21 protein-coding genes are annotated in these 19,932 nt (G+C 60.6%); 16 read left to right on the top strand and 5 right to left on the bottom strand.

Translation table 11 applies throughout. The features are described from left to right. From U4Y90_RS32950 to U4Y90_RS32970, 6 genes are all read left to right on the top strand, one after another. Positions 1 to 274, top strand: a 274-nt coding sequence (locus tag U4Y90_RS32950) for a hypothetical protein (protein ID WP_321801014.1), incomplete at its 5' end; no start/stop codon positions are given. Positions 275 to 342: 68 nt separating this feature from the next. Beyond that, positions 343 to 1,749: a sugar porter family MFS transporter gene (locus U4Y90_RS32955; RefSeq protein WP_321801015.1), complete on the top strand. Its 1,407-nt coding sequence runs from the start codon at positions 343 to 345 to the stop codon at positions 1,747 to 1,749. A 192-nt stretch (positions 1,750 to 1,941) separates the two neighbouring features. Continuing rightward, positions 1,942 to 2,685 (top strand): hypothetical protein, encoded by a 744-nt coding sequence (locus U4Y90_RS32960; protein ID WP_321801016.1) that lies wholly within the window; start codon positions 1,942 to 1,944, stop codon positions 2,683 to 2,685. Between the two features lie 952 nt (positions 2,686 to 3,637). Further along, positions 3,638 to 3,811: a hypothetical protein gene (locus U4Y90_RS32965; protein ID WP_321801018.1), complete on the top strand. Its 174-nt coding sequence runs from the start codon at positions 3,638 to 3,640 to the stop codon at positions 3,809 to 3,811. Between the two features lie 774 nt (positions 3,812 to 4,585). Next, positions 4,586 to 4,765: a hypothetical protein gene (locus U4Y90_RS36215; protein WP_415749437.1), complete on the top strand. Its 180-nt coding sequence runs from the start codon at positions 4,586 to 4,588 to the stop codon at positions 4,763 to 4,765. Further along, positions 4,762 to 5,325: a transposase gene (locus tag U4Y90_RS32970; RefSeq protein WP_415749438.1), complete on the top strand. Its 564-nt coding sequence runs from the start codon at positions 4,762 to 4,764 to the stop codon at positions 5,323 to 5,325. Before U4Y90_RS36215 ends, U4Y90_RS32970 begins: the two co-directional genes overlap by 4 nt. Before the next feature lie 300 nt (positions 5,326 to 5,625). Here U4Y90_RS32970 and U4Y90_RS32975 read toward each other — a convergent pair whose 3' ends face one another. Both U4Y90_RS32975 and U4Y90_RS32980 read right to left on the bottom strand, forming a co-directional pair. Then, entirely contained in the window at positions 5,626 to 6,597 is a 972-nt protein-coding gene (locus U4Y90_RS32975; protein ID WP_321801019.1) for a ParB/RepB/Spo0J family partition protein, read from the bottom strand. Beyond that, positions 6,594 to 7,802 carry a ParA family protein gene (locus U4Y90_RS32980; protein ID WP_321801020.1) on the bottom strand — a complete coding sequence of 403 codons (1,209 nt, stop codon included), beginning with the start codon at positions 7,800 to 7,802 and terminating at the stop codon, positions 6,594 to 6,596. The genes U4Y90_RS32975 and U4Y90_RS32980 overlap by 4 nt, the downstream gene beginning before the upstream one ends. 787 nt (positions 7,803 to 8,589) lie before the next feature. Here U4Y90_RS32980 and U4Y90_RS32985 point away from each other — a divergent pair. Then, positions 8,590 to 9,969, top strand: coding sequence for a replication initiation protein (locus tag U4Y90_RS32985; protein WP_321801021.1), 1,380 nt, complete (start codon positions 8,590 to 8,592; stop codon positions 9,967 to 9,969). A gap of 270 nt (positions 9,970 to 10,239) precedes the next feature. Here the strand turns inward: U4Y90_RS32985 and U4Y90_RS32990 are convergent, their stop codons facing one another. Beyond that, entirely contained in the window at positions 10,240 to 11,457 is a 1,218-nt protein-coding gene (locus tag U4Y90_RS32990; protein WP_321801023.1) for an FAD-dependent monooxygenase, read from the bottom strand. A gap of 118 nt (positions 11,458 to 11,575) precedes the next feature. Between U4Y90_RS32990 and U4Y90_RS32995 the strand changes: the two genes are divergently transcribed. Then, positions 11,576 to 12,514 carry a LysR family transcriptional regulator gene (locus tag U4Y90_RS32995; protein ID WP_321801025.1) on the top strand — a complete coding sequence of 313 codons (939 nt, stop codon included), beginning with the start codon at positions 11,576 to 11,578 and terminating at the stop codon, positions 12,512 to 12,514. Positions 12,515 to 12,587: 73 nt separating this feature from the next. After that, the gene (locus U4Y90_RS33000) at positions 12,588 to 13,232 is read left to right on the top strand and encodes a DsbA family oxidoreductase (protein ID WP_321801026.1); all 645 of its coding nucleotides are present in this window, start codon (positions 12,588 to 12,590) and stop codon (positions 13,230 to 13,232) included. A 39-nt stretch (positions 13,233 to 13,271) separates the two neighbouring features. On the opposite strand, the gene U4Y90_RS33005 is transcribed toward U4Y90_RS33000, so the two are convergent. After that, a complete protein-coding gene (locus U4Y90_RS33005; RefSeq protein ID WP_321801028.1) occupies positions 13,272 to 13,727 on the bottom strand; it encodes a YaiI/YqxD family protein in 456 nt (151 codons plus the stop codon). A gap of 123 nt (positions 13,728 to 13,850) precedes the next feature. Between U4Y90_RS33005 and U4Y90_RS33010 the strand changes: the two genes are divergently transcribed. The 7 genes from U4Y90_RS33010 (at position 13,851) to U4Y90_RS33040 (ending at position 18,430) form a co-directional block, all read left to right on the top strand. Continuing rightward, entirely contained in the window at positions 13,851 to 14,114 is a 264-nt protein-coding gene (locus tag U4Y90_RS33010) for a hypothetical protein (protein WP_321801077.1), read from the top strand. 335 nt (positions 14,115 to 14,449) lie between these two features. Beyond that, positions 14,450 to 15,292, top strand: a complete 843-nt coding sequence (locus U4Y90_RS33015; RefSeq protein WP_321801029.1) for a transporter substrate-binding domain-containing protein — start codon at positions 14,450 to 14,452, stop codon at positions 15,290 to 15,292. Positions 15,293 to 15,344: 52 nt separating this feature from the next. Beyond that, the gene (locus U4Y90_RS33020; RefSeq protein WP_321801030.1) at positions 15,345 to 16,061 is read left to right on the top strand and encodes an amino acid ABC transporter permease; all 717 of its coding nucleotides are present in this window, start codon (positions 15,345 to 15,347) and stop codon (positions 16,059 to 16,061) included. 21 nt (positions 16,062 to 16,082) lie between these two features. Then, the gene (locus tag U4Y90_RS33025) at positions 16,083 to 16,727 is read left to right on the top strand and encodes an amino acid ABC transporter permease (protein WP_321801032.1); all 645 of its coding nucleotides are present in this window, start codon (positions 16,083 to 16,085) and stop codon (positions 16,725 to 16,727) included. Further along, positions 16,724 to 17,476 carry an amino acid ABC transporter ATP-binding protein gene (locus tag U4Y90_RS33030; protein WP_321801034.1) on the top strand — a complete coding sequence of 251 codons (753 nt, stop codon included), beginning with the start codon at positions 16,724 to 16,726 and terminating at the stop codon, positions 17,474 to 17,476. Before U4Y90_RS33025 ends, U4Y90_RS33030 begins: the two co-directional genes overlap by 4 nt. A gap of 18 nt (positions 17,477 to 17,494) precedes the next feature. Beyond that, positions 17,495 to 18,244 carry an IclR family transcriptional regulator gene (locus U4Y90_RS33035; protein WP_321801035.1) on the top strand — a complete coding sequence of 250 codons (750 nt, stop codon included), beginning with the start codon at positions 17,495 to 17,497 and terminating at the stop codon, positions 18,242 to 18,244. 15 nt (positions 18,245 to 18,259) lie between these two features. Beyond that, positions 18,260 to 18,430, top strand: coding sequence for a hypothetical protein (locus tag U4Y90_RS33040; RefSeq protein ID WP_321801037.1), 171 nt, complete (start codon positions 18,260 to 18,262; stop codon positions 18,428 to 18,430). On the opposite strand, the gene U4Y90_RS33045 is transcribed toward U4Y90_RS33040, so the two are convergent. Further along, entirely contained in the window at positions 18,427 to 19,932 is a 1,506-nt protein-coding gene (locus tag U4Y90_RS33045) for an efflux transporter outer membrane subunit (RefSeq protein ID WP_321801039.1), read from the bottom strand. The genes U4Y90_RS33040 and U4Y90_RS33045 overlap by 4 nt on opposite strands.

Below are 19,932 nucleotides of genomic sequence, written 5' to 3' on the forward strand. Positions count from 1 at the left end.
TTGCGCAGTTATTTGCTTTGCTTTCGCTTGCTTTCTTGCGCGCCGTCATTCAACGGGAGGCGAATTATGCGGGGCTATTTCGCCGCCGTCAAGCGCCTTTTTCAAAAAAATTAATCGGGTCATTTCGGAGCGGGATCGCGAAGTCGGGACATTGATGAGCGACAACGAAGAAACGATCGGCGTCGATCCTTGGTCATCTTGGCCGGCACTCGGGCAACCTTCACCGCGCGCTCATCCAACGCTAATTCTCAAGTCCGATCATGCACGCAGATGAAGCGATCAGCGCGAAGCCGCCCGACCGCAACCGTGACCGGTATGAAAAACAACCTGGAGACACCTCGCATGAGCACTCTCACCGACAGCAGCGTCCCGACACCCTCGAAATCCCGACGATACGGTCTCTTTGTCTGCCTCATGGCGGCGCTTGCCGGCCTGCTGTTCGGCCTCGACATCGGGGTGATCTCGGGCGCACTGCCCTTCATCGCGAAGCATTTCGTACTGAGCGACCGCGCGCAGGAATGGATCGTCAGCTCGATGATGGTAGGCGCAGCGATCGGCGCACTCGGTGCGGGCTGGCTGTCGGGGCGCCTCGGACGCCGTTACGCGCTCGTGCTGGCGGCGATACTTTTCATCGCGGGATCGCTCTGGTCCGGGTTCGCGGGTAGCCCGGCTCATTTGATCGGAGCCCGGTTGCTGCTCGGCCTTGCGGTCGGCATGGCGTCGTTTACCGCACCGCTCTATCTTTCGGAAGTTGCGCCGCGGCAGGTGCGGGGCGCCATGATCTCGACGTATCAACTGATGATCACCGTAGGGATTCTGGCTGCTTTCCTGTCGAACATCGGGCTTTCCTACGTCGCCGACTGGCGCTGGATGCTCGGCGTCATCGCGATTCCCGCCGCGTTCTTCCTGGCAGGCGTGCTCGCCCTTCCCGACAGCCCGCGCTGGTTGCTTCAGCGAAACCGCGCCCAGGAAGCGCGCGCCGTACTGCAGCGCCTTTACGCTAATCCGGCCGATGTTCAAGCCGAGCTCGAACAGGTCAACGACGACAACACTCGACCACAACGCGGATGGAGCCTGCTGCGAAAGAATTCGAACTTTCGCCGCTCCGTGCTGCTGGGTGTCGTGCTACAGGTCTTCCAGCAACTCACTGGCATCAACGTCGTGATGTACTACGCACCGCGCATCTTTGAACTGGCTGGGTTCGCGACGCATGAGCAGCAACTGTGGGCGACGGTCATCGTCGGTCTCGTCAACGTATTGGCGACCTTCGGTGCAATCGCTTTCGTCGATCGTTGGGGCCGCAAGCCGATTCTCTATGCGGGCTGCGCCGTGATGGCAATCGGCATGTGCTCCCTCGGGTTTCTCCTGCATGCAGGTGTGGCTGGTCTCACCGCGCAAATTCTGGCCGTCGCGGCGCTGCTGCTTTTCATCGCGGGATTCGCCATGTCCGCCGGTCCGCTCGTATGGATCCTGTGCTCGGAGATTCAACCGCAGCAGGGGCGTGACTTCGGCATCGCTGTATCGACGCTCGTCAACTGGGTGGCCAACATGGCTGTCGCGGCTACGTTTCTTAGCTTGTTGTCCTCTGCCGGCGAAGCGAACACCTTCGTGCTGTATGCCCTCCTCAACGTGATCTTTGGGATCGTCGTGTTCTTCTATGTGCCTGAAACGCGCGGTGTCTCGCTCGAAAAACTCGGCAACGACCTGATGGCGGGCATGCGTCTGCGTGATCTGGGCAAGGGCAAATAAGGTCGTCGATCGATAACATCGCCTCAAGTCGCCCTCTTCGATGCCGTTACCAAGAGAGACGGCCGAAATCGTGCCGTGGCGGGTGCGCCTGAATCACCCGCCGGTTCATCCGCTGCCGGGTCACTTCGAACGCCCGGCCGGCGCTTTTTTTATTCCCTTGCCGCATGCGCAAGTTAAGACACTAGAACAAGCATGAAACTCGTCGTTGCGGTATCTGCACTTACATTCGTTTTGGCCGGATGCGGCGGAGGTGGAGGCGGTTCGGATAGTACGTCGACAGCGCCAGAGGCGAATGCCGCCCAAGGCCTCTACTCGGGAACCGATGCGAGCAGCAACGTCGTGGGCGGCGTCGTACTCGAAACGGGCGCTTTCTATTTCGTGTACGCAAACACGACGACCAACGCCTTCGGATTGATACAGGGTGCCGCTACCGCCTCTCATGGAACGCTTCAGTCCGACAATGCTCGGACCTTCGACATCACCGGCAAAGCGGCAATCGATACGCCCGTCCTTGCTGGCTACAACGAAAGAAATAGCGTCCAGGGCGCGATCTACACGAGCACGGCAAAGCAGAGCAGCATCAAGTTCAATGTGCTTTACGATGCCGCGTACGAACGGCCAGTTTCGCTGTCGTCCGTCGCTGGGACGTACTCGGGCGCGGCGGGATCGACGAAAGGCTCAGAGACCACTGCGTTCTCGATCGGCCAGGACGGCGCAATCAAGGGTACGGGGCTGAGCGGCTGCACGTTCAGCGGAACGGCAACGCCTCATGGAAACAAGGACTTTCTCGACGCCGCAATCACGTTTGGACCCGCACCTTGCTCGTATCCGGGCGCGACGGTCACGGGCGTCGTGTTTTTCAGCGACAGCCGGATTCTGGCGGCGCTGACGCTGCCGGACCGGTCGGACGCATTTGTGGTTGCCGCTACGAAGTGAGATGTCGGGGCGCACGGTCGAGCACGGATTGATGTAGCGCCCCGTTCTATAGGTGCCGCATTCGACGGATACCCGGCACGCTTTTCGTTTCCTCGCCTGCTAGCCAGCAGCGCAATTCGATACATGACGATGGGGTTGTCCGTAAGAAATGCCGGGCTATCACTATTAGTTGCATTTTTCGAGTTCGGGCGAATGCCACGTTTTGACGTCTGATCCATTCCTTCGTGGATACAACCTACGAACATTCAACCCCACGACGCCGGTAGAGACACGTCGACGCTTCGGCATCTACTCTAGCGCGTGGACGAAGCAATCGAGCACGTCCGCGTGACGATCGATCCGTTAACGGAGTTGGTCCGCGGAAACTGTGCTGTACAGTGCTTTCGATAAAGCAGTGGCATTTGATTCGTCATCCGAATTAAATATCGCACTACCTGAGGGCATCGTCAGGTTGCGCATGCTCAGCGGATTTCGCACTCTCACCCTTCTGACGAGGGAGATGGCGCGATTGAACACGCAGATGCCGATTCCGCGTTCGACTTCTACATCGTTACGCTCGGCTACAGCACAAGAATGACACGGGGAGCGTCATTAGCGCGTCTCGACACAGTCAGCGCGGCTTGGTCCGGGCCAACGGCGATTCCTACAACGCTGGCATCAACTAAATGCGTCCGCACCTTCGACTCGCAGGACAATCGAGAACTCGATCGCGAGAGCCCGGCCGCACGCGGTCGAGGCGGCGTGCGCAATCGCGGCGTGAATCAATGCTCATGTGACGCTTCTGACGATACTGGTCCGCGGCGCGCGAAGCTGTCACGCGCCGCGGAACTCAATCGTCGAACAGACGTGTAATTTGCCGGCTTATCGCGGCATAGCTACTGCGGTGCCTCGCGCATACTCAAGTCCGGTAGATGTTCCGACACAAGTGGTTCCGCGACCGGACGAGGTGAACATGTCTTTGCTCGAGTTTCTTGGCACGATGGCGTTTATCACTGTTGTATTGCTCTCGTTGATCGCGACGCTGGATATTCTTATTCCGCGCCTGATCCCGATTTCGGGCGAACAGCGCTTGGCTAGTTACTGGCGCGCACGTAAGGTTGCCAAGGCAAACGTGCGGGCGCGTTGATTCGAAAACGGCTGGTCGCCCGCGAGATGCGCATCGTATTCCGGTTCTCTTACTAGCTCACAGATGAATCGGCGAGGGCCTGCTTATGTCGGGCACCCGAGTAGTTTAGGCGGTCTTCTCATTAGCTCCCGTGCCGACAAACTGACTATTGGCGACGTTCGGGGGCGTCAGCACACGAGCGCGGTGGCGTAACAAAGCTACAACTCTCGTATTGATTGTCACAGACAACCAAATCCGCCTTCTTTCAAAGGCTCAGGCACGGTGGCAGCCGGCGCTCCGCCAACCCGCTGCTCCGATGCCGTGAAACATTTCCTCGATAGCAGATGAAAAATCACGCTGAGGCCCATGCCGGTGGGTCTCGGAGGAATTGATGCCACGTGTTGCAATTGTTTCACGGAATGCTCAGGGTTAAGACCGAACCGTCACTCAAGCGGTCGTGATTCGAGCTCCACACATAGCATCCATGCCGCATCTTGCAGACTCTTTGTGGCGGCCAAAGGCACGCGGGGAAGTTAATCCGGCTTTTTTCTCGTCTAACGCATTTGCGGCTACGGGCATGGCGAGATGCTCTTTCATGACCAACGCACACGAGAACGCGCTGCATCGAGCCTCGGATTGTTAGCTCTGTTGCGCCTAGATCCAGACGGGAGTTCAGGTAGCGTGCTTAAGGATGTGCAGAAATGCTAAGGCGGCAGGAGCGCAGAAGCACGGGTGGCCGTTGTGTAAGTTGATGAATGTCCAGTTCGTCAATCAACACTCGGGAGGGCTTACGCCATGGCCACGATCACGCGTAGTACGAACCGGCCGCCAGCGGAAGCGCTGGTTGCCGGCGACCGGGACCTGATGAAGGCGCCCATGAAGGATGCGCTGCAGGAGCTGCTGAGCGCTGCGCCCAATGAGCGCAGCCAGACGCGAAGCGGCTATCGTGCGGCTACTACGGCCGCGCTTTGGTGACGCGCATCGGCAAACTCGAGCTGCGCGTGCCACGTGATCGGCATGGCGAATTCTCAACTGCGCTGTTCGAGCGCTATGCGCGCAGCGAGAAGGCGTTGGTGGCGGCGTTGGCCGAGATGTACGTGCAGGGTGTGTCTACGCGCAAGGTCAAGGCGATTACCGAAGAACTGCGCGGTCGCAGCGATTCCGGCGATCAACAAAGGGCTGATGCGACGCTGGCGAAGTTTGTACACCGGCCGCTGAAAGAAGCGTATCCGTATCTGATCGTCGACGCGTGCTATGAGAAGGTGCGTGAGTCGGGCGTGATCCGTTCGCAGGCGGTGCTGATCGCCATCGACATCCACTGGGAGGGCCGCCGGCTGTGGAGTTGGCCAACCGCGAAAACCAGTCGAGTTGGAAAGCGTTCCTTCTGGCGCTCAAGAAGCGCGGCCCTGTCAGGCGTCGAGTTTGTTGCCTCGGACGACCACGGGCGTTCGGCACTGCGTGCTACGCCCCTAGCGCAGCACGCCGCACAGAAGGATCAACTGAAACCACCGGCATCCGGTTTCTGCACAATTTGACGCACACAACTGGAGTTCAGTTATTCGCGGCAGACACAGTTCGAGGCGCCGCCTCGGCAGCCTTTGATAAATCTCTAACCGCCAACACACATTAGCGTTCCAAGTTCTCGCATCAGACTGCAGACGCAAAACCGTGTCCCAAGTCGGGACACACCTGGTGGATACCTTGAAAAACTTCCGCGAAAGATGCCGCGCCGCGAGTGTCCCAAGTTGAGACACTTCAGCGGGTTGTGAGGAATTCCTGCTATCGCGACACCGATGCAAGAAATCGATGTAAGTCGACCCAATGCGTCGAAAACATCAGCCGTTATCAGCAAATAGTTGGGCGATCAAATCCCGGATTTGCCGCTCCTTGTCAGCGGTCAACATCCCCGCTTTGATTTTGACTGTCAGTCCCACCGAGTCTTTCGTGATCGAGCCAGCTTGCGATCCGCCCGCGAAAATCTTGTCAATGCTGCGATCGCTGACACCGACCGCGGGCTTGCCCTCATCGTCCAACGCCTGTTTGATCGCCTTGCCGAATTTCGACTGATCCAAATCGCCCGCCACTACCTTGGACCACAAACCTCTCGCAATTTCAAACGCGGCGCCGTTACGCCCGCGGAGTACGGAAACCACATTCTCTGCCGCCGTCGCGCCCAGCAGCCTAGGTTGCACGTCCAGATCCTGAACCACAAAATCCGGCAACTCTCCAAACGACAGATAGCGATAAAGCTCCGAACGAGAGATGCCCAACGCTTCGGCCATCCGCTTCCGATTCGGAAACTCCTTCTCCGTCCGTCGAATCGACCGTGAAATCTCGTAGTCGCACAAATCTTCGCGCGCTACGTTTTCCACGAGGGCGAGCATAGCCATCTCTTCATCCGACAGATCGACAACCAGAACTTTGATCGACTCCTTTCCGATCATCTTGTGCGCGCGCCATCGACGCTCGCCCGCCACGATCTGATATCCCGAGCCGACACGTCGAACTACGATCGGTTGAACCAGTCCGGCTTCGCGGATCGACTCGGCAAGTTGAACGAGCTTTGCGTCGTTGAACACCTGTCGTGGCTGCCAAGGATTCGGGACGATTTCCGAAACCGGCGCTTCCGATGCGGGACCGGCTTGCTCCAACTGGGCAATGCGCTGCTGTGCGGCAGCGAGCGCAGCGGCCATTCCCGGCGCAGTGCGCGGGCTCACGGCCTTCTCTTGCTGCGGATCGAGTTGAATGTCTTTTGCCGCCCGAACTTCAGCGGTCTTGCTCATCATGCGGTCACGAAGGCTGCTCATTGTCCGGCCCTCCATTGCTCGACATACTGGTCATCGATCCATTTGCAGTAATCCACCATCGGCTGCTTCACACGTGCCAGCGTTTTCGCCACCGTCTCCGCGCGTGACAGGTCGAACACGGTAGAGAAGGCCAAGGCACCGTTGCTCATGACCGAGCTCGCCGGAATTTCGGTGGTATGCAGCCAATCTCCATAAGCACGCTGCGACCACGAGCGAACAACCGGAGCAGACGAGGTATTTCCGTAATCGACTCTTGAAAGGAGCACCGAGACGAAGTCATAGGTCTTGTCCACTTCGTGCTCGACAAAACCATTGGCGACCTCCGCAAACAGAGACCAGAACGAGACCGAAGAAATGAAGTCGAGGCTCTCGGGAACAAGCGGCATCACCATCGAATCAGCTGCCATCAGTCCGTTTAGCGTCATATAAGAAAGCGACGGCGCGGTGTCGAGAATGATGTAGTCGTATTGCGCGCGCAGCGGTTCGATCCCTTTGCGCAATACCGACCAGAACTCGAAGTTCGCATTCGTCTTTTGCGCAGTCGGCAGATGAAACTCGGCGTCATGCAGATAGTTGTGAGCCGGGATTACGTCCAGACCGTCCCAGTACGTACTCTGCACCTTCGCGGAAAGGCCTCCCTCGATATCCGGATCGTAGATATACGGCAGGACGGTATCTTCCCAGGTCACATCTTTCTCCGCGTACAAACCACAGAGTTCCGAAAGCGATGCTTGTGGGTCGAGGTCGATCATGAGAACCTTGCGGCCGCGCAGACTCAGTCCTTGGCCGATGCACATCGACGTCGTGGTCTTGCACGACCCGCCTTTGAAGTTCGCTGTGATCAACACGCGACCGCGATGCTCACGCGTCCCTGATACAAGCGGCGTCTGGTAGATATCGGAGACCTGTTGTACCCAGGTCCGGGCATCCTTCAGCGAGAAGATGCGGGCGCGCCCTGTCCCGTGGGTTTCGCCCGGCGGCAAGTCGCTTCCTTCCTTGGTCGCCAAATAGTTGATCTTCTGCCGGTCGATTCCGCACATGTCCGACAGTTCGCCTATTGTGAAGGCGGGAGCCGTCTTCCGCGGCCGGGGGGCCAGGATCTGATCTCGCAGCTCGTTGGTCATGACCGACAGACGTTCTGCAAACTCTCCCAAGTTGGAGAGTTTTACCCGCCGATTAATCCCGGGGAGTTCACTCAAATTCATTCGCGCGCTTCCTTTTAAGTCCACGGTGAGGCGTTTTCTTCACGCTCAGTGGTGTTTCCACGGTTTTGGTGTAACTGAATGTCGAACCGTAGAATACTCGCCACAGCGATGAATGGCTATTGGAATTGATTGAAATTTGCTGTCAGCGAGAGCTGGTGAAAAAAGACGTCTTCTTTCAATGACTTGCGAGTCATTGTGAACCTCGTTTGCAGCATGAGTTCCCGAATTCGTCAGATGAACGGGTTCAGAAATTCGAGCAACCCCTCGCTCCCGACACAAAATACCTCACCGGCGCGCATCGAAAGCGGACGCGGGGTCATCTACTAGCGCAGTCAATCACAATTCGCCTCACCTCTAATTTGTGCCTCGACTTGACTGAAACGGCGAAAACCTTCGGAAAGATTCTTCCGAGCGTCCTTGCGCAAAGATCCGCCGTGCATACCGGTTGTTAGTTATTTTTTAAACAACAAAACCTACCACCACTAACTAGCACATCACACTTCTCGTTAAATCATAGAGTTACGCTCGAATTGTGAGGTGTATTGTGTCGCGGGTGATGTTGATTGAGCGAGATAGTGCTGTGTTTACCCCGCTACAGTGAGGCGAATTGGCGTCAGAGGTGAGCGGTTTACGCGTGACGGTGAGGCGAATTGTGAGGAAGATCGCGCAAGGTGAGGTTTCCTGTGTCTGCACGGCATAAAGGTGAGGTAGTTTGTGTTGACAGCTCACCTTGCAGCCGTTAACGTACCGCTCGACAACCAAATGCGGCACTGGAGACGGAGGCGGAATGACGACAGCAGGGCAGGTGGCCACGTCCAGGCAACTGGCGCTGGCTTTATTCGACGATGCGAATGCCGAGGGCTTGCCCGTCGAAGCTGCCCGATCGGACATCGGTTTTTCGCGCAAGAACGTGCTTATCCGGATCGTCGACCTCGGCGTGGCAGCGCGTCGCCTCATCGATGCGGCTTATTTCATCGTCGCACAGGAAGATAAGGTCCACGATCTCTACGATGTCGAACTGGACTATTTCAAGTGGCTGATGCGCTACTCGAGTCGCAACAACGCGCACCTGGAACAGGTAATCACGGAGGCGCAGCGAGCGCTCATTCAGGCGACTGCCGACCCTGACGCTGACGGATCCAAGCCGTTTGGATCGGTTCAACTGATCGGACGGATCTCGTATCTGGGAGGCCGATTCCAGTTTCGCGTACCTCCTGATCTCATCGGGATCATTCGCGGCCCCGGAAAGTCTCACTGGCTAAGCCTGCGCATCACGTCTCTTTTCACGCTCAGCTATGCGCGCGTGATGTACGACCATCTTCTTCCTTACGCGGCCGAGGGCTTAACCGACTGGTTCACACTCGACGAATTGCGCGCGTGGCAGGGAACGATGGGCGCGAAGGCTCAGGAATTCAAATACTTCAAGCGGGACTGGCTTGCACCGGCAGTGGACCAGATCAATGAGGTGTCCGATCTATCCCTGTCGTACGAGACGCGCAATGAACCGGGCTCTCGCAAGATCGGACGCATGCGCTTTCGCGTTGAGCGAAAGGAGATGGCCGAGCGCCTGCTTCACACGCACGAGCACGCGCAGGCGCTGTATCAGACGCTCAAACAGGAAATCGGTCTGTCCAGCGCACAGTTCAACCAGATCGCTTCCGACAGGGACACCTACACCGACGAACGCCTGGAGCAGGCAATCGAACGCACGCGCTTTAGCCTGAAGCTCGGCAAAGTGTCGAAGAGTCCGGCGGGCTTTTTCATGAAGGCGCTGAAAGAAGGCTGGATCGTCTCGGATGCAGAGCGTCAGATGGTCCAGATTCAGGTAGACCTCGCACTGACCGATCGACGCGAAGCCGAAGCGAAGGAGCAGGCTGAAGCGCGTCGGGCATTGCAGGTCGCAGCTCAGGACGTGAACGCTCAAAACCGGATCGTCGATGAAGTCCGTCGCGGCTGGGAAGTTTACGAAGCCGCGACGCCACGGCAGCGAGAGGATTGGCGGCGCACCTACAAGACGAGTCCAGCCGGGAAACTGACCTTGCGCAGGCTGGGCATCGATCCATCGAGCGATCTCGTCGAACACATCATTCACAAATATCCCGACCTGAGAGACGGATTCTCGGGATACGTCTTCAACAAGATGCGGCCCGGGAAGGCCAGAGGCTGATAGGGCAGGGATAGGGACGCAGTTTCGCAATCGCCACGCTGCAACTAACGGTCTAACACAATCACCTCCTTGCACGTCGAACGGTGCGATCGAGCACCGACTTCACGACGCTACAGGCCACGGCTAGCAAGATGGTCAACACGCACAATGTGCACTCGGCGCGCCCGATGCCTTGTCCACCCGATACGGTGACTTTCGGGCGCGCGTCGCTGCTGTGCCGCTATCCCATGACGCCGCGCCGAGACCGCCGCGATGCAAACAGCACGGCATTCAGAGCCACGTGCCGCCCTGACGTTCGCTCGGCTCCTGTTCCAGTGCGTCGAAATCGTGAATCCAGTCGAGATGGCGCATCAGGCTGTCGCGGCCTCGAAGTCGAGCGTTGCGTTCCAGCGCCTCGGGCCCGTCCGGAAGATGCAGCACGTCCGCCGTCGCGATCGACGCATATTGCACCTTGCGCGTGCGGCCCCGGCGTAGCCGCTCGTAGGCCTCCTGCGCCTCGCGCCACTGCCCCGAACCGGCCTTCGCCAATTGCGCGGCCAGAACCACAGCATCTTCGATCGACTGATTGGCGCCCTGACCGTGATGCGGCACGAGCGCGTGCGCGGCGTCGCCGATCAGCGTCACACGCCCTTTGCTCCAGCGTCCCAGTGGCGGGCGATGGAACAGCCCCCAGCGCTGACTGATCGGCGTCGCCGTGATCATCTGCACGACGGCCGGATGCCAGTCCTTGAACAGGCGCAACTGCTCGCCCTCGCTCGCCGTCACGACCCAGTCACGCGATGGCCACGGCGACGGATGACGCTCGACCAGGAGAAAGTTCTGGTCGCCTTCGTCGCCGATCGGATAGTGAAGCAGGTGACCCTGCGGACCCATCCAGAACTGGATGGCTTCGGGATCGGGCAGCAAATCCATGCGTCCGGCCGGCACGACGCCACGAAAGCCCGAGCAGCCCGAATACAGCGCGTCGTCGTAGCCGAGCATCCAGCGGCGCGTGATCGAGCGCGCGCCATCCGCGCCGATCACCAGATCGGCATCGACGCGCCGGCCGTTGGCGAAACTCAGACTCACGCGATCCGGATGCTGCACGAGATCGATCAGCCGATGTCCGAGACTGATGCGTTCGAGCCCGACCGCTTGCGACAGCACAGCTTGCAAATCGGCACGATGCACGCCCCAGTACGAACCGCCGAACTGCTCCCGATAGCTCGGTGCGCCGCTATGCTGCCCGATGACTTTGCCGCTGCGCCCGTCGCGATAGATCAGCGCGGGTATGTCGGCGCACACCGCGTCGAAGGCTGAACGCAGCCCCATGCGCTCGTAGAAGCGTGTCGCATTCGCCGACAGCGCGACGGCCGCGCCGACTTCGCGAAGCGCGTCGGTCTGCTCGTAAAGCTGCGCGTCGACGCCGTGTTCCCGCAGTGCGAGCGCGAGCGTGAGGCCGCCGATACCCGCTCCGACGATGGCGATTTTCAGATCCAGCTGTCCCATGATGTGTCTCCGTGTGTTGAGTCCGCGCTTGCATTCTCAGCAGCCCACCGGCATTCCACAATAAAATGGGACGAATGCGCATCATCACCACAATCAATGAGCGCCAGATAGCCGGATCATGGAACTGAACGACATCGATCTCAATCTGCTGCTGCTTTTCCAGCGACTGATGCAGGAACGGCGCGTGTCTTCCGTCGCCGAGCAGATGAACATGAGCCAGCCCGGCGTGAGCAATGCGCTCGCCAAGCTGCGTCGAAGACTCGGTGATCCGCTGTTCGTGCGCGGACCGGGCGGCGTGGTGCCCACGCCATTCGCGCTGCGCCTGGCCGAGCCGGTTTCACATGCGCTCGCGACCCTGCACGCCGCGCTCAACCCCGCGATGGGTTTCGATCCGCTGCGCGCCACGGGCACGATCACGATCGGCATGACGGATATCGGCGAGGTCGTTTTTCTGCCCGCGCTGGTCGAACGGTTGTCCCGCGAAGCGCCGGGCATCGCGCTCAATACCGTGCGCGACTCGGGCGTCAATTTGAGCGACGAGATGGCCGACGGCCGGGTGGATCTCGCCATCGGCCTGTTGCCGCAACTCAAGGGCGGCTTCTATCAGCGTCGTCTGTTCGATCAGCGTTACGTCTGTCTGTTCAGGCGCGGTCACGCACTGGAAGACGCGCCGCTCACGCTCGCGGCGTGGCGGGAAGCCGAGCATCTCGTCGTGGTGTCCGCCGGCACGGGGCACGGCCAGGTCGAAGACTGGCTGAAGCGGCGCGGCGTGCAGCGCCGTGTGCGATTGACGGTGCCGCACTTCATGAGCGTCGGCTATATCCTGCAACGCACCGATCTGATCGCGACGGTGCCGGAGCGGCTGGCCTTGCAACTGGCACAGCCGTTCTCGCTCAGCCTGCGTGCGTTCCCTTCGACCCTGCCCGCCGCGCCCATCCATCTGCTGTGGCACGCGCGCGTTCATCAGGACGAAGGCAATCGCTGGCTGCGAGGCGTCGCGATCGAACTGTTCGCGGACGCCGCGAAGGACACGCGTAAATCGAAATTCGCGCAATGAGATCGTGGCCCGGCGGCAAGCCCGGACGATTTGCGCTAGCCTGTCCGGCTCAAGTCCAATTTTCACGAAGCATATGTCTCGTATTCTCCAAATCGACTTCGTTTCCGACATTGCCTGTCCGTGGTGCGCCATCGGCCTGTCTTCCCTGCAACGCGCACTCGAGCGTATCGGCGATGACGTCGATGCGCGCATCACGCTGCATCCGTTCGAGCTGAATCCGGACATGGGTGCGCAAGGCGAGCGCATCGTCGATTATCTCGGCCGCAAGTACGGCCGCACGCCCGAGCAGATCAGCGAGACGCAGGCGATGATCCGCGAGCGCGGCGCGCGTGAAGGTTTCGCCTTCGGTGAACGCAACTGGGTCTACAACACCTTCGACGCGCATCGGCTGCTGCATTGGGCGCGTATCGAAGGCAAGCAACTGCCGCTCAAGCTCGCGCTGCTGCGCGCTTATCACGGTGAGGGCAAGGATACGAGCGATCGCGACGTGCTCATCGATGCGGCCCGAAGTGTCGGCCTCGACGGCGAACAGGCGCGCGCCGTGCTCGAAGCGGGCGCCTATGCAGACGAAGTGCGGGCCGAAGAACGGGAGTTCCAGCAACTCGGCATTCAGTCCGTGCCTGCGATCATCTTCGACAACAAGTATCTGGTGAGCGGCGGCCAGCCCTCCGAAGCGTTCGAGGAAGCGATCCGGAAGATCATCGGCGAGCGCGCTTGACAGAACCGCTGCGGCGTCGGTGTCATCGGCGCATCGCTTCTAGCCGGGACGTTTGTTCTTCGCGAGGAACCGGTCGAGTTGCGCGGCGAAGTTTTTCCCGTCGCGTGGCGCGTAGGGCGGAGGTCCGCCCGTCTGCACGCCGGAGCCGCGCAACTGATCCATCATCGCGCGGATCGACAGACGTTCGTCGATGTTGTCCGCATTCATCCATTCGCCACGAGGATCGAGCGCGAACGCGCCCTTCGCGATGACCGAGGCGGCAAGCGGAATGTCCGCCGTGATGACGAGATCGCCGGCCTGCGCCATCTCGACGATGCGGGCGTCGGCCACGTCGAAGCCGGCTGGCACCTGAATTGCGCGTATCCAGGGTGAGGGTGGCGTGCGAAGGAATTGATTCGCGACCAGCGTCACGTTCACCTTCATGCGTGGGCCCGCGCGAAAGAGGATATCTTTCGCGACGGCGGGGCAGGCGTCGGCATCGACGATGATTTGCATCGGTTGGCTTTCCGGAATGATGTGTTGTCACGAACGCCCTATACTTCCCTGAACGCATGTCCTCCAAGCGAACGGAGAATCACCGTGAGAACGAAGCTAGCAAGCATTGCTGTGTCATTCTTCATGGGCGTTGCGGGTGCTTCGGCGGCCTCGCTTTCCTATGCTCAGGATACCGGTTCGACCGCCACTGACGCGACACAAGCCGCACCCACGACGAAAGCCGATAAAAAAGCCGCACGAAAACAGGCGCGCGCGAAGAAGAACGCCGAGCTGAAAAAGCTCGAGGACGCGGGCTACAACCCGGCCCGGGCCAACGACCCCAACTATCCCCAAGACTTGCAGAACGCTCAGAAAAAGGCGGGGATCGGTACGGGCGCCAGCCAATGATTTCACAGTCGGCGTGATCGCGCCGGCATGAACCTTCGCTTCGGCTTCGGCTTTCTACTCGGCCGGCCGCGCTTCGACGAGCCGATCCATTACGACCCGACAAGACGCGCCCGGCTTGGCCCGGTCGCGGCGTCGCGTTCCTTATCCGATCAAAAAACGTCTCGCAATTAGGGTTCTGGCCGCTTGCGCCCGGAATTCTCTTGCCCAACACTTCCTCTCATTCCGACTAGCCAGATGTCTGTCCGATATACCGGACACGAGTGATCGCTCGACTGATCGTTCTGATTCGTTCTGGAACCGGTTCCTTACATCATCCTCTCAATCAGGACCTGCACATGAAACTCTCGATCATCGGCGCCAGAGCGCTCTCGCTCTTCATCATCGCCGGGGCGCTGGCGATGTCGGCGTGCACCAAGGTTTCCACGCCGGCCGAAGGCGGCGGCGCGGCTGCGGGTTCTTCGACACTCCAGGCGGTGCTGCAGCGCGGGACCTTGCGCGTTGGCGACTGCCTGACCTTCGCGCCGTTCGGCTTTTACGACAAGAACGGTCAGCCCGACGGCTACGACGTCGATCTTGCCAAGGAGCTGGCCAAGCAGATGGGCGTCAAGCTCGAAGTGGTGAACACGACGAGCGCGAACCGGATTCCGAACCTGCAGACGAGCAAGGTCGACGTCGTGTTCTGCAACTTCACGCGCAACCTGGAGCGCGCGAAGGTCATCGAATTCACGACGCCGTATGTCGTCGCCAGCGAGGCGCTGCTCGTGAAGAAGAGCAGCGGCATCCAGTCGGTGAAGGACATGGGCAACCGGACCATCGCCACCGTGAAGGGCTCGACCAACGGCGACGAAGTCCGCTCGCTGAACATCCCGATCAAGATCCAGGAATACGACAGCTCGCAGGCCGCGATCCTCGCTGTCAAACAAGGTCAGGCGGACGCGATGATCGAGGACAACAACTTCCTTGCCTATCAGGCGACGCTCGATCCGGAACTGACCGTCACGAACGAAGCGCTCGTGCCGCTCGAGTACAACGCATTCGGGGTGAAGGCAGGCGATCAGGCATGGCTCAATTACCTGAACCTGTTCCTCTTCAACATCAATGCGTCGAAGCTCAATGCGCAGCTCTACAAGAAGTGGTTCGGCACCGATCCGCGCTTCCCGCTCAATCCGCAGTTCTGAGGGACAAGCCAATGTCGAAATCGCATGAGACCGGAATGATGCGGAGGCGGAAATGAGTTACGAATGGCTGACCTTGTGGGGCTATGTTCCCGAGTTCCTGAAAGCCGGCTGGCTGACGCTGCAGGTGACGCTTCTTGCGTTCGTGCTGTCGGTGTTGCTCGGTCTGCTGACGGCGCTGGCGAGCATGTCGCCGGTCGCACTGATCCGGTTCGTCGCGCGGGCTTACGTCGAAATCATCCGCAATACGCCGGTGCTCCTGCAGATTTTCATTGTGTTCTTCGGCTTGCCGTCGGCGGGCATTTCGCTCGACGCATACTGGGCGGGCGTGATCGCACTCGGACTCAACGTGGGCGCCTATCTGTCGGAAGTGTTTCGCGCGGGCATCCAGTCGGTGCCGCGCGGTCAGCTCGAAGCCGCGGGCATTCTCGGTCTCGAGCGCGGACAGATCTTTACCGAGATCGTCCTGCCGCAAGCCGCGCGCGCCGTCTATCCGGCGATCGTCAACTATCTGATTCAGCTGCTGCTCGGCACGTCGCTCCTGTCCGCGATCGCGCTGCCCGAACTCACGGGCACCGCGACCGTGATCAACTCGCGCACGCTGCTCTATATCCAGACCTTCGCGGTCGTGCTCATCGCGTATCTGGTGTTGAGCAACGTGCTGTCCTGGATCGCGGGCCAGCTCGGCGCGCGCATGTTTCATCCGCCTCTGGTCGTCCGGCCGCGCGCACGCTTCGGCGGCTTCGCGTTGCGCCGCGCCAATCGCGTCTGATGCCCGAACCGGAGTCGGATCATGTCAATTGAATTGCTGAGAACCAGTCTGTCGATCCTGCTGCAAGGTCTGGTGACGACGCTCCTGCTGTCCGTCGCATCGATTGTCGGCGGCACGCTGATCGGGCTGCTCGCGGCCGTATTGCGATCGTTCGGACCGTGGGGCACGGACCGGATCGCGCGGCTCTACACCGAGCTCTTTCGCGGCACGCCAGTCCTGATCACGCTGATGTTCATTTACTTCGGCGTCTCGTACTTCGGTTATGCGATCGATGTGTTCGCAGCCGGCGTGATCGGTCTGAGCGTCTATCAGGGCGCGTATATCGCCGAAGTCTTCCGCTCCGGGATCGAATCGGTGGCGAAGGGCCAGTGGGAAGTCTCGCAGATTCTCGGTCTGTCGCGCACGCAGGCGTTCGCGTTCGTCGTGTTGCCGCAGACCGGCCGGATCGTGCTGCCGCCGCTCATCGGCCAATATCTTTCGCTGATCAAGGACACGTCCATCGTCAGCATGATCGGCATGTCCGAACTGATGCACGGCGGGCAGGCGATCGTCGATCGTATCGGCAAGCCGGTCGAGATTTACGGACTCGTCGCACTTATCTATTTCGTCGTGTGCTTCCCGCTTTCGCAATGGGTGCGCCACCATGACCGCAGGAGACTGTCGTGAGCAATCAAAGCCAGACCAAGCCCATCATTTCGCTCTCGGGCGTCAGTAAAGCATTCGGCGCGACGCGCGTGCTCAACGAGATCAATCTCGATGTGCGCGCGGGCGAAGTGCTCGTGCTGATCGGCGCGTCGGGTTCGGGCAAGAGCACCGTGCTGCGCATCATGGCTGGACTCGAAACGACGGATTCGGGCGAAGTATGGGTCAATGAGGTGCCGCTGCACGACCCGAAACGCGCGCGCGACATCCGCGGTCATGTCGGCATGGTGTTCCAGCAGTTCAACCTCTTTCCGCACAAGACCGCGCTCGGCAATGTTACGCTCGCGCTGATCAAGGCGCGCCGCATGAGTCCCGCCGATGCCCGCAAGCGCGCGATGGAAGTGCTCGATCGCGTCGGGCTCGCGGAACGCGCGGACCACTATCCGAGTCAGTTGTCCGGCGGACAGCAGCAGCGCGTCGCGATCGCGCGTGCGCTCGCCGTCGAGCCGGGCATCATGTTCTTCGACGAAGCGACGTCGGCGCTCGATCCCGAACTCGTCGGCGAAGTCACCGAAGTGATGCGCGGACTCGCGCGCGATGGCATGACGATGGTCGTCGTCACGCATGAAATGGGGTTCGCGCGCAAGACCGCGGATCGCGTCGTGTTCATGGACAAGGGCGTGATCGCGGAGCAGGGCGAGCCGGAGCAGATTTTCGTCAATCCGTCGAACGAGCGCACGCGGCAGTTCCTGCATCGCGTGCTCGATCATTGACGCATATGGAGTAAATGAATGGCTGTCACGGAATCGTCGCGAGCAAGAGGCGTGGACCGCGTCATTGCGATGTTTCGGCAATTGCACCTCGCTCAGCGTCCGATGACGATGCGCGAACTGATCGAAGCGACCGGCGCGCCGCGTTCGAGCATCTACGAGCTGGTCGCGATCCTGACCGATGTCGGCTGGCTCGAAACCTCGGCCGACGGCAGCGTGTTCTTCGGCCGTGAGATGCACTACTACGGCTCCGACTACGCGACGCACAACGACCTGATCAGCCGCGCGCATCAATCGATTCTCGCGCTGGTGCGCAAGTACGACGAGACCACGCAGTTGTGCATGCTCGAGGGCAACAAGTACACGGTGGTGTTGTCCGAGAACAGCGCGCGCCCGTTCAACATCAGCTCGGACATCGGCGTGAGAGTGCCGATTCCGTGGACCGCGACGGGACGTCTGCTGCTCGGTCACATGAACGCCGAGGAAATCCGCGCGCTGATTCCGGCCGAGGACTTCACGCTCGACAACGGCGTGCATATCGACTTCGATGAATTCATGCACGACGTCCGGATCGCGAAGGATCAGGGGTATTGCTGCACCGAAGGATTGTCGAACGCGTTTCGCCTTTGCATGGCCGCGCCCGTTTGCGATCGCGCCGGATTGCCGGTCGCGGCGCTGTGCTTCATGACCGGCCGCGACACCGATCCGCAACGACGGCAGGCGATGCTGGACGACCTGTTGCAGTCGGCCAGGGCGCTGTCGCACAGATGATATCGGCCAGGGAACATGACCACACAAGCCGCGGATGACGATCAGCTTCGACGAATCACCGAGCTCGAACAGGAAAACACGGCGCTCCGGGAGGTGAACGACATACTGCGCAAAGCGGTGGCGTACTACGCGCCGCTGTTCGAGCGCGAGATGGCGTCGCTGCGACGATCGGCGCCGGATGCTTAAGGCAGACGCGCGACCGACATCGCATCGCCCGACGGCGCCCATCCCAGTCCGAGACTCTTCTGCAGCGCGACGAAATCTCTCAGCAATTCGCCCTGCGCGGCCACCACGTCCTGTTGCGCGGCGAATTGAGTGCGCTGCGCGTCGAGCAGATCGATGAGCGTCGACACGCCCGCCGTGTAACGCTGCCGCACGAGCGTGGCCGACCGCTCCGCCGACGCCTGCACCTGCTGCAGCCGCACCACGTGCTCGCGCTGGTTGCCGTAACGCGACAACGATGAATTCGCGTCCTTCAGGGCGCCGAGCACGGTTTTTTCATAGCGCGCTTGCGCTTCGTCGCGTGCGGCTTCGGCGGCATCGACTTTCGCCGCCGTGCGCCCGAAGTCGAACAGATTCCATTGCAGATACGGCACGCCGACCCACGAGAAATTCTGCTTGCGCAGCAGATGACTCGGCTCCGACGCGGAGAAGCCGATATCGCCGAGCAACGTCACCTTCGGAAAATAGTCGGCGATATGCTCGCCGATCTGCGCATTGCTGGACGCAAGACGCCGTTCGGCCGCGCGGATATCGGGACGTTGCTGGAGCATGGTCGCCGGATCGCCGATCGGCACCGACGAAGGCAACGCGGGCAACGGCGCACGCGCGCCGAGTTCGGCATCGAGCGCGCCGGGCGCGCGGCCCGTCAGCACCGCGAGCTGGTCCAGCGAATCGGTGATCTGCACCTGCAACGGTACGAGCGTCGCGCGCGTGGTGTCGACCTGCGTCGTGAGTCGCTCGACATCGACTTCCGCCGCCGTGCCGCGCGCGCGACGCTGCTCGGTGAGCGTGAGCATCTGCTGCTGATACTCGGCCGTGCGTTCGGCGAGCGCGAAGCGTTCCTGCTGATCGCGCAAATCGATATACGCCGATGCCACTTCCGCCGCAAGCGACACTTGCGCATCCGAGAGCTCGGCGTGCACGGCGTCGGCTTCGCCGGATGCCGCTTCGATCGCGCGGCGCGTGCCGCCGAAGAAATCGATTTCCCACGAGGCATCGAAGCCGATCGTATAGAAGTCGACGGGACCGCGCCCCGTGGACCCCGACGAACCCTGATCGCCCGACGAGGAGCCGAAGATCGAGGTGTCCGGCGAGCGCATGCGCAGCGCCGCCGCGCTTCCCGACACTTTCGGCAACTCGTTGGCGCGCTGTCCGCGCAGTTGCGATCGCGACTGACGCAAGCGCGCCTGCGCCATCTTCAGATCGGGATTGTGGGCGAACGCGGCATCGATCAGCGTGTTCAGTTGCGGATCGTTCAGCGCTTGCCACCACGCCGCGGGCGCGTGCGTCGCGACGACGCCTTGCGCCGGCGCGCGCACGAACGCGCCGCTTTTCGCGGCGTCGGGCGCGATCTCGGGCGCGCCGCGATAGTCGGGCCCGACCGTGCACGCGGCGAGCGCGGAAGCGGCGAGCGGAAGCAGGGCGGTCAGGCGAAGCGTGCGAGGGAACATCGTCGAATGGTTCAT

This window comes from Caballeronia sp. J97 (assembly GCF_905220305.1).
GTDB lineage: Bacteria > Pseudomonadota > Gammaproteobacteria > Burkholderiales > Burkholderiaceae > Caballeronia.

What these genes read in the sequence shown, in the direction of transcription:
- U4Y90_RS33045 (WP_321801039.1), bottom strand. Translation starts at nt 19,932, where the DNA reads ATGAACCATTCGACGATGTTCCCTCGCACGCTTCGCCTGACCGCCCTG.
- U4Y90_RS32960 (WP_321801016.1), top strand. Translation starts at nt 1,942, where the DNA reads ATGAAACTCGTCGTTGCGGTATCTGCACTTACATTCGTTTTGGCCGGA.
- U4Y90_RS32975 (WP_321801019.1), bottom strand. Translation starts at nt 6,597, where the DNA reads ATGAGCAGCCTTCGTGACCGCATGATGAGCAAGACCGCTGAAGTTCGG.
- U4Y90_RS33010 (WP_321801077.1), top strand. Translation starts at nt 13,851, where the DNA reads ATGGGCGTTGCGGGTGCTTCGGCGGCCTCGCTTTCCTATGCTCAGGAT.
- U4Y90_RS33035 (WP_321801035.1), top strand. Translation starts at nt 17,495, where the DNA reads ATGGCTGTCACGGAATCGTCGCGAGCAAGAGGCGTGGACCGCGTCATT.
- U4Y90_RS33040 (WP_321801037.1), top strand. Translation starts at nt 18,260, where the DNA reads ATGACCACACAAGCCGCGGATGACGATCAGCTTCGACGAATCACCGAG.
- U4Y90_RS32955 (WP_321801015.1), top strand. Translation starts at nt 343, where the DNA reads ATGAGCACTCTCACCGACAGCAGCGTCCCGACACCCTCGAAATCCCGA.
- U4Y90_RS32980 (WP_321801020.1), bottom strand. Translation starts at nt 7,802, where the DNA reads ATGAATTTGAGTGAACTCCCCGGGATTAATCGGCGGGTAAAACTCTCC.
- U4Y90_RS36215 (WP_415749437.1), top strand. Translation starts at nt 4,586, where the DNA reads ATGGCCACGATCACGCGTAGTACGAACCGGCCGCCAGCGGAAGCGCTG.
- U4Y90_RS32985 (WP_321801021.1), top strand. Translation starts at nt 8,590, where the DNA reads ATGACGACAGCAGGGCAGGTGGCCACGTCCAGGCAACTGGCGCTGGCT.
- U4Y90_RS33000 (WP_321801026.1), top strand. Translation starts at nt 12,588, where the DNA reads ATGTCTCGTATTCTCCAAATCGACTTCGTTTCCGACATTGCCTGTCCG.
- U4Y90_RS33025 (WP_321801032.1), top strand. Translation starts at nt 16,083, where the DNA reads ATGTCAATTGAATTGCTGAGAACCAGTCTGTCGATCCTGCTGCAAGGT.
- U4Y90_RS33020 (WP_321801030.1), top strand. Translation starts at nt 15,345, where the DNA reads ATGAGTTACGAATGGCTGACCTTGTGGGGCTATGTTCCCGAGTTCCTG.
- U4Y90_RS33015 (WP_321801029.1), top strand. Translation starts at nt 14,450, where the DNA reads ATGAAACTCTCGATCATCGGCGCCAGAGCGCTCTCGCTCTTCATCATC.
- U4Y90_RS32995 (WP_321801025.1), top strand. Translation starts at nt 11,576, where the DNA reads ATGGAACTGAACGACATCGATCTCAATCTGCTGCTGCTTTTCCAGCGA.
- U4Y90_RS32990 (WP_321801023.1), bottom strand. Translation starts at nt 11,457, where the DNA reads ATGGGACAGCTGGATCTGAAAATCGCCATCGTCGGAGCGGGTATCGGC.
- U4Y90_RS32965 (WP_321801018.1), top strand. Translation starts at nt 3,638, where the DNA reads ATGTCTTTGCTCGAGTTTCTTGGCACGATGGCGTTTATCACTGTTGTA.
- U4Y90_RS33005 (WP_321801028.1), bottom strand. Translation starts at nt 13,727, where the DNA reads ATGCAAATCATCGTCGATGCCGACGCCTGCCCCGCCGTCGCGAAAGAT.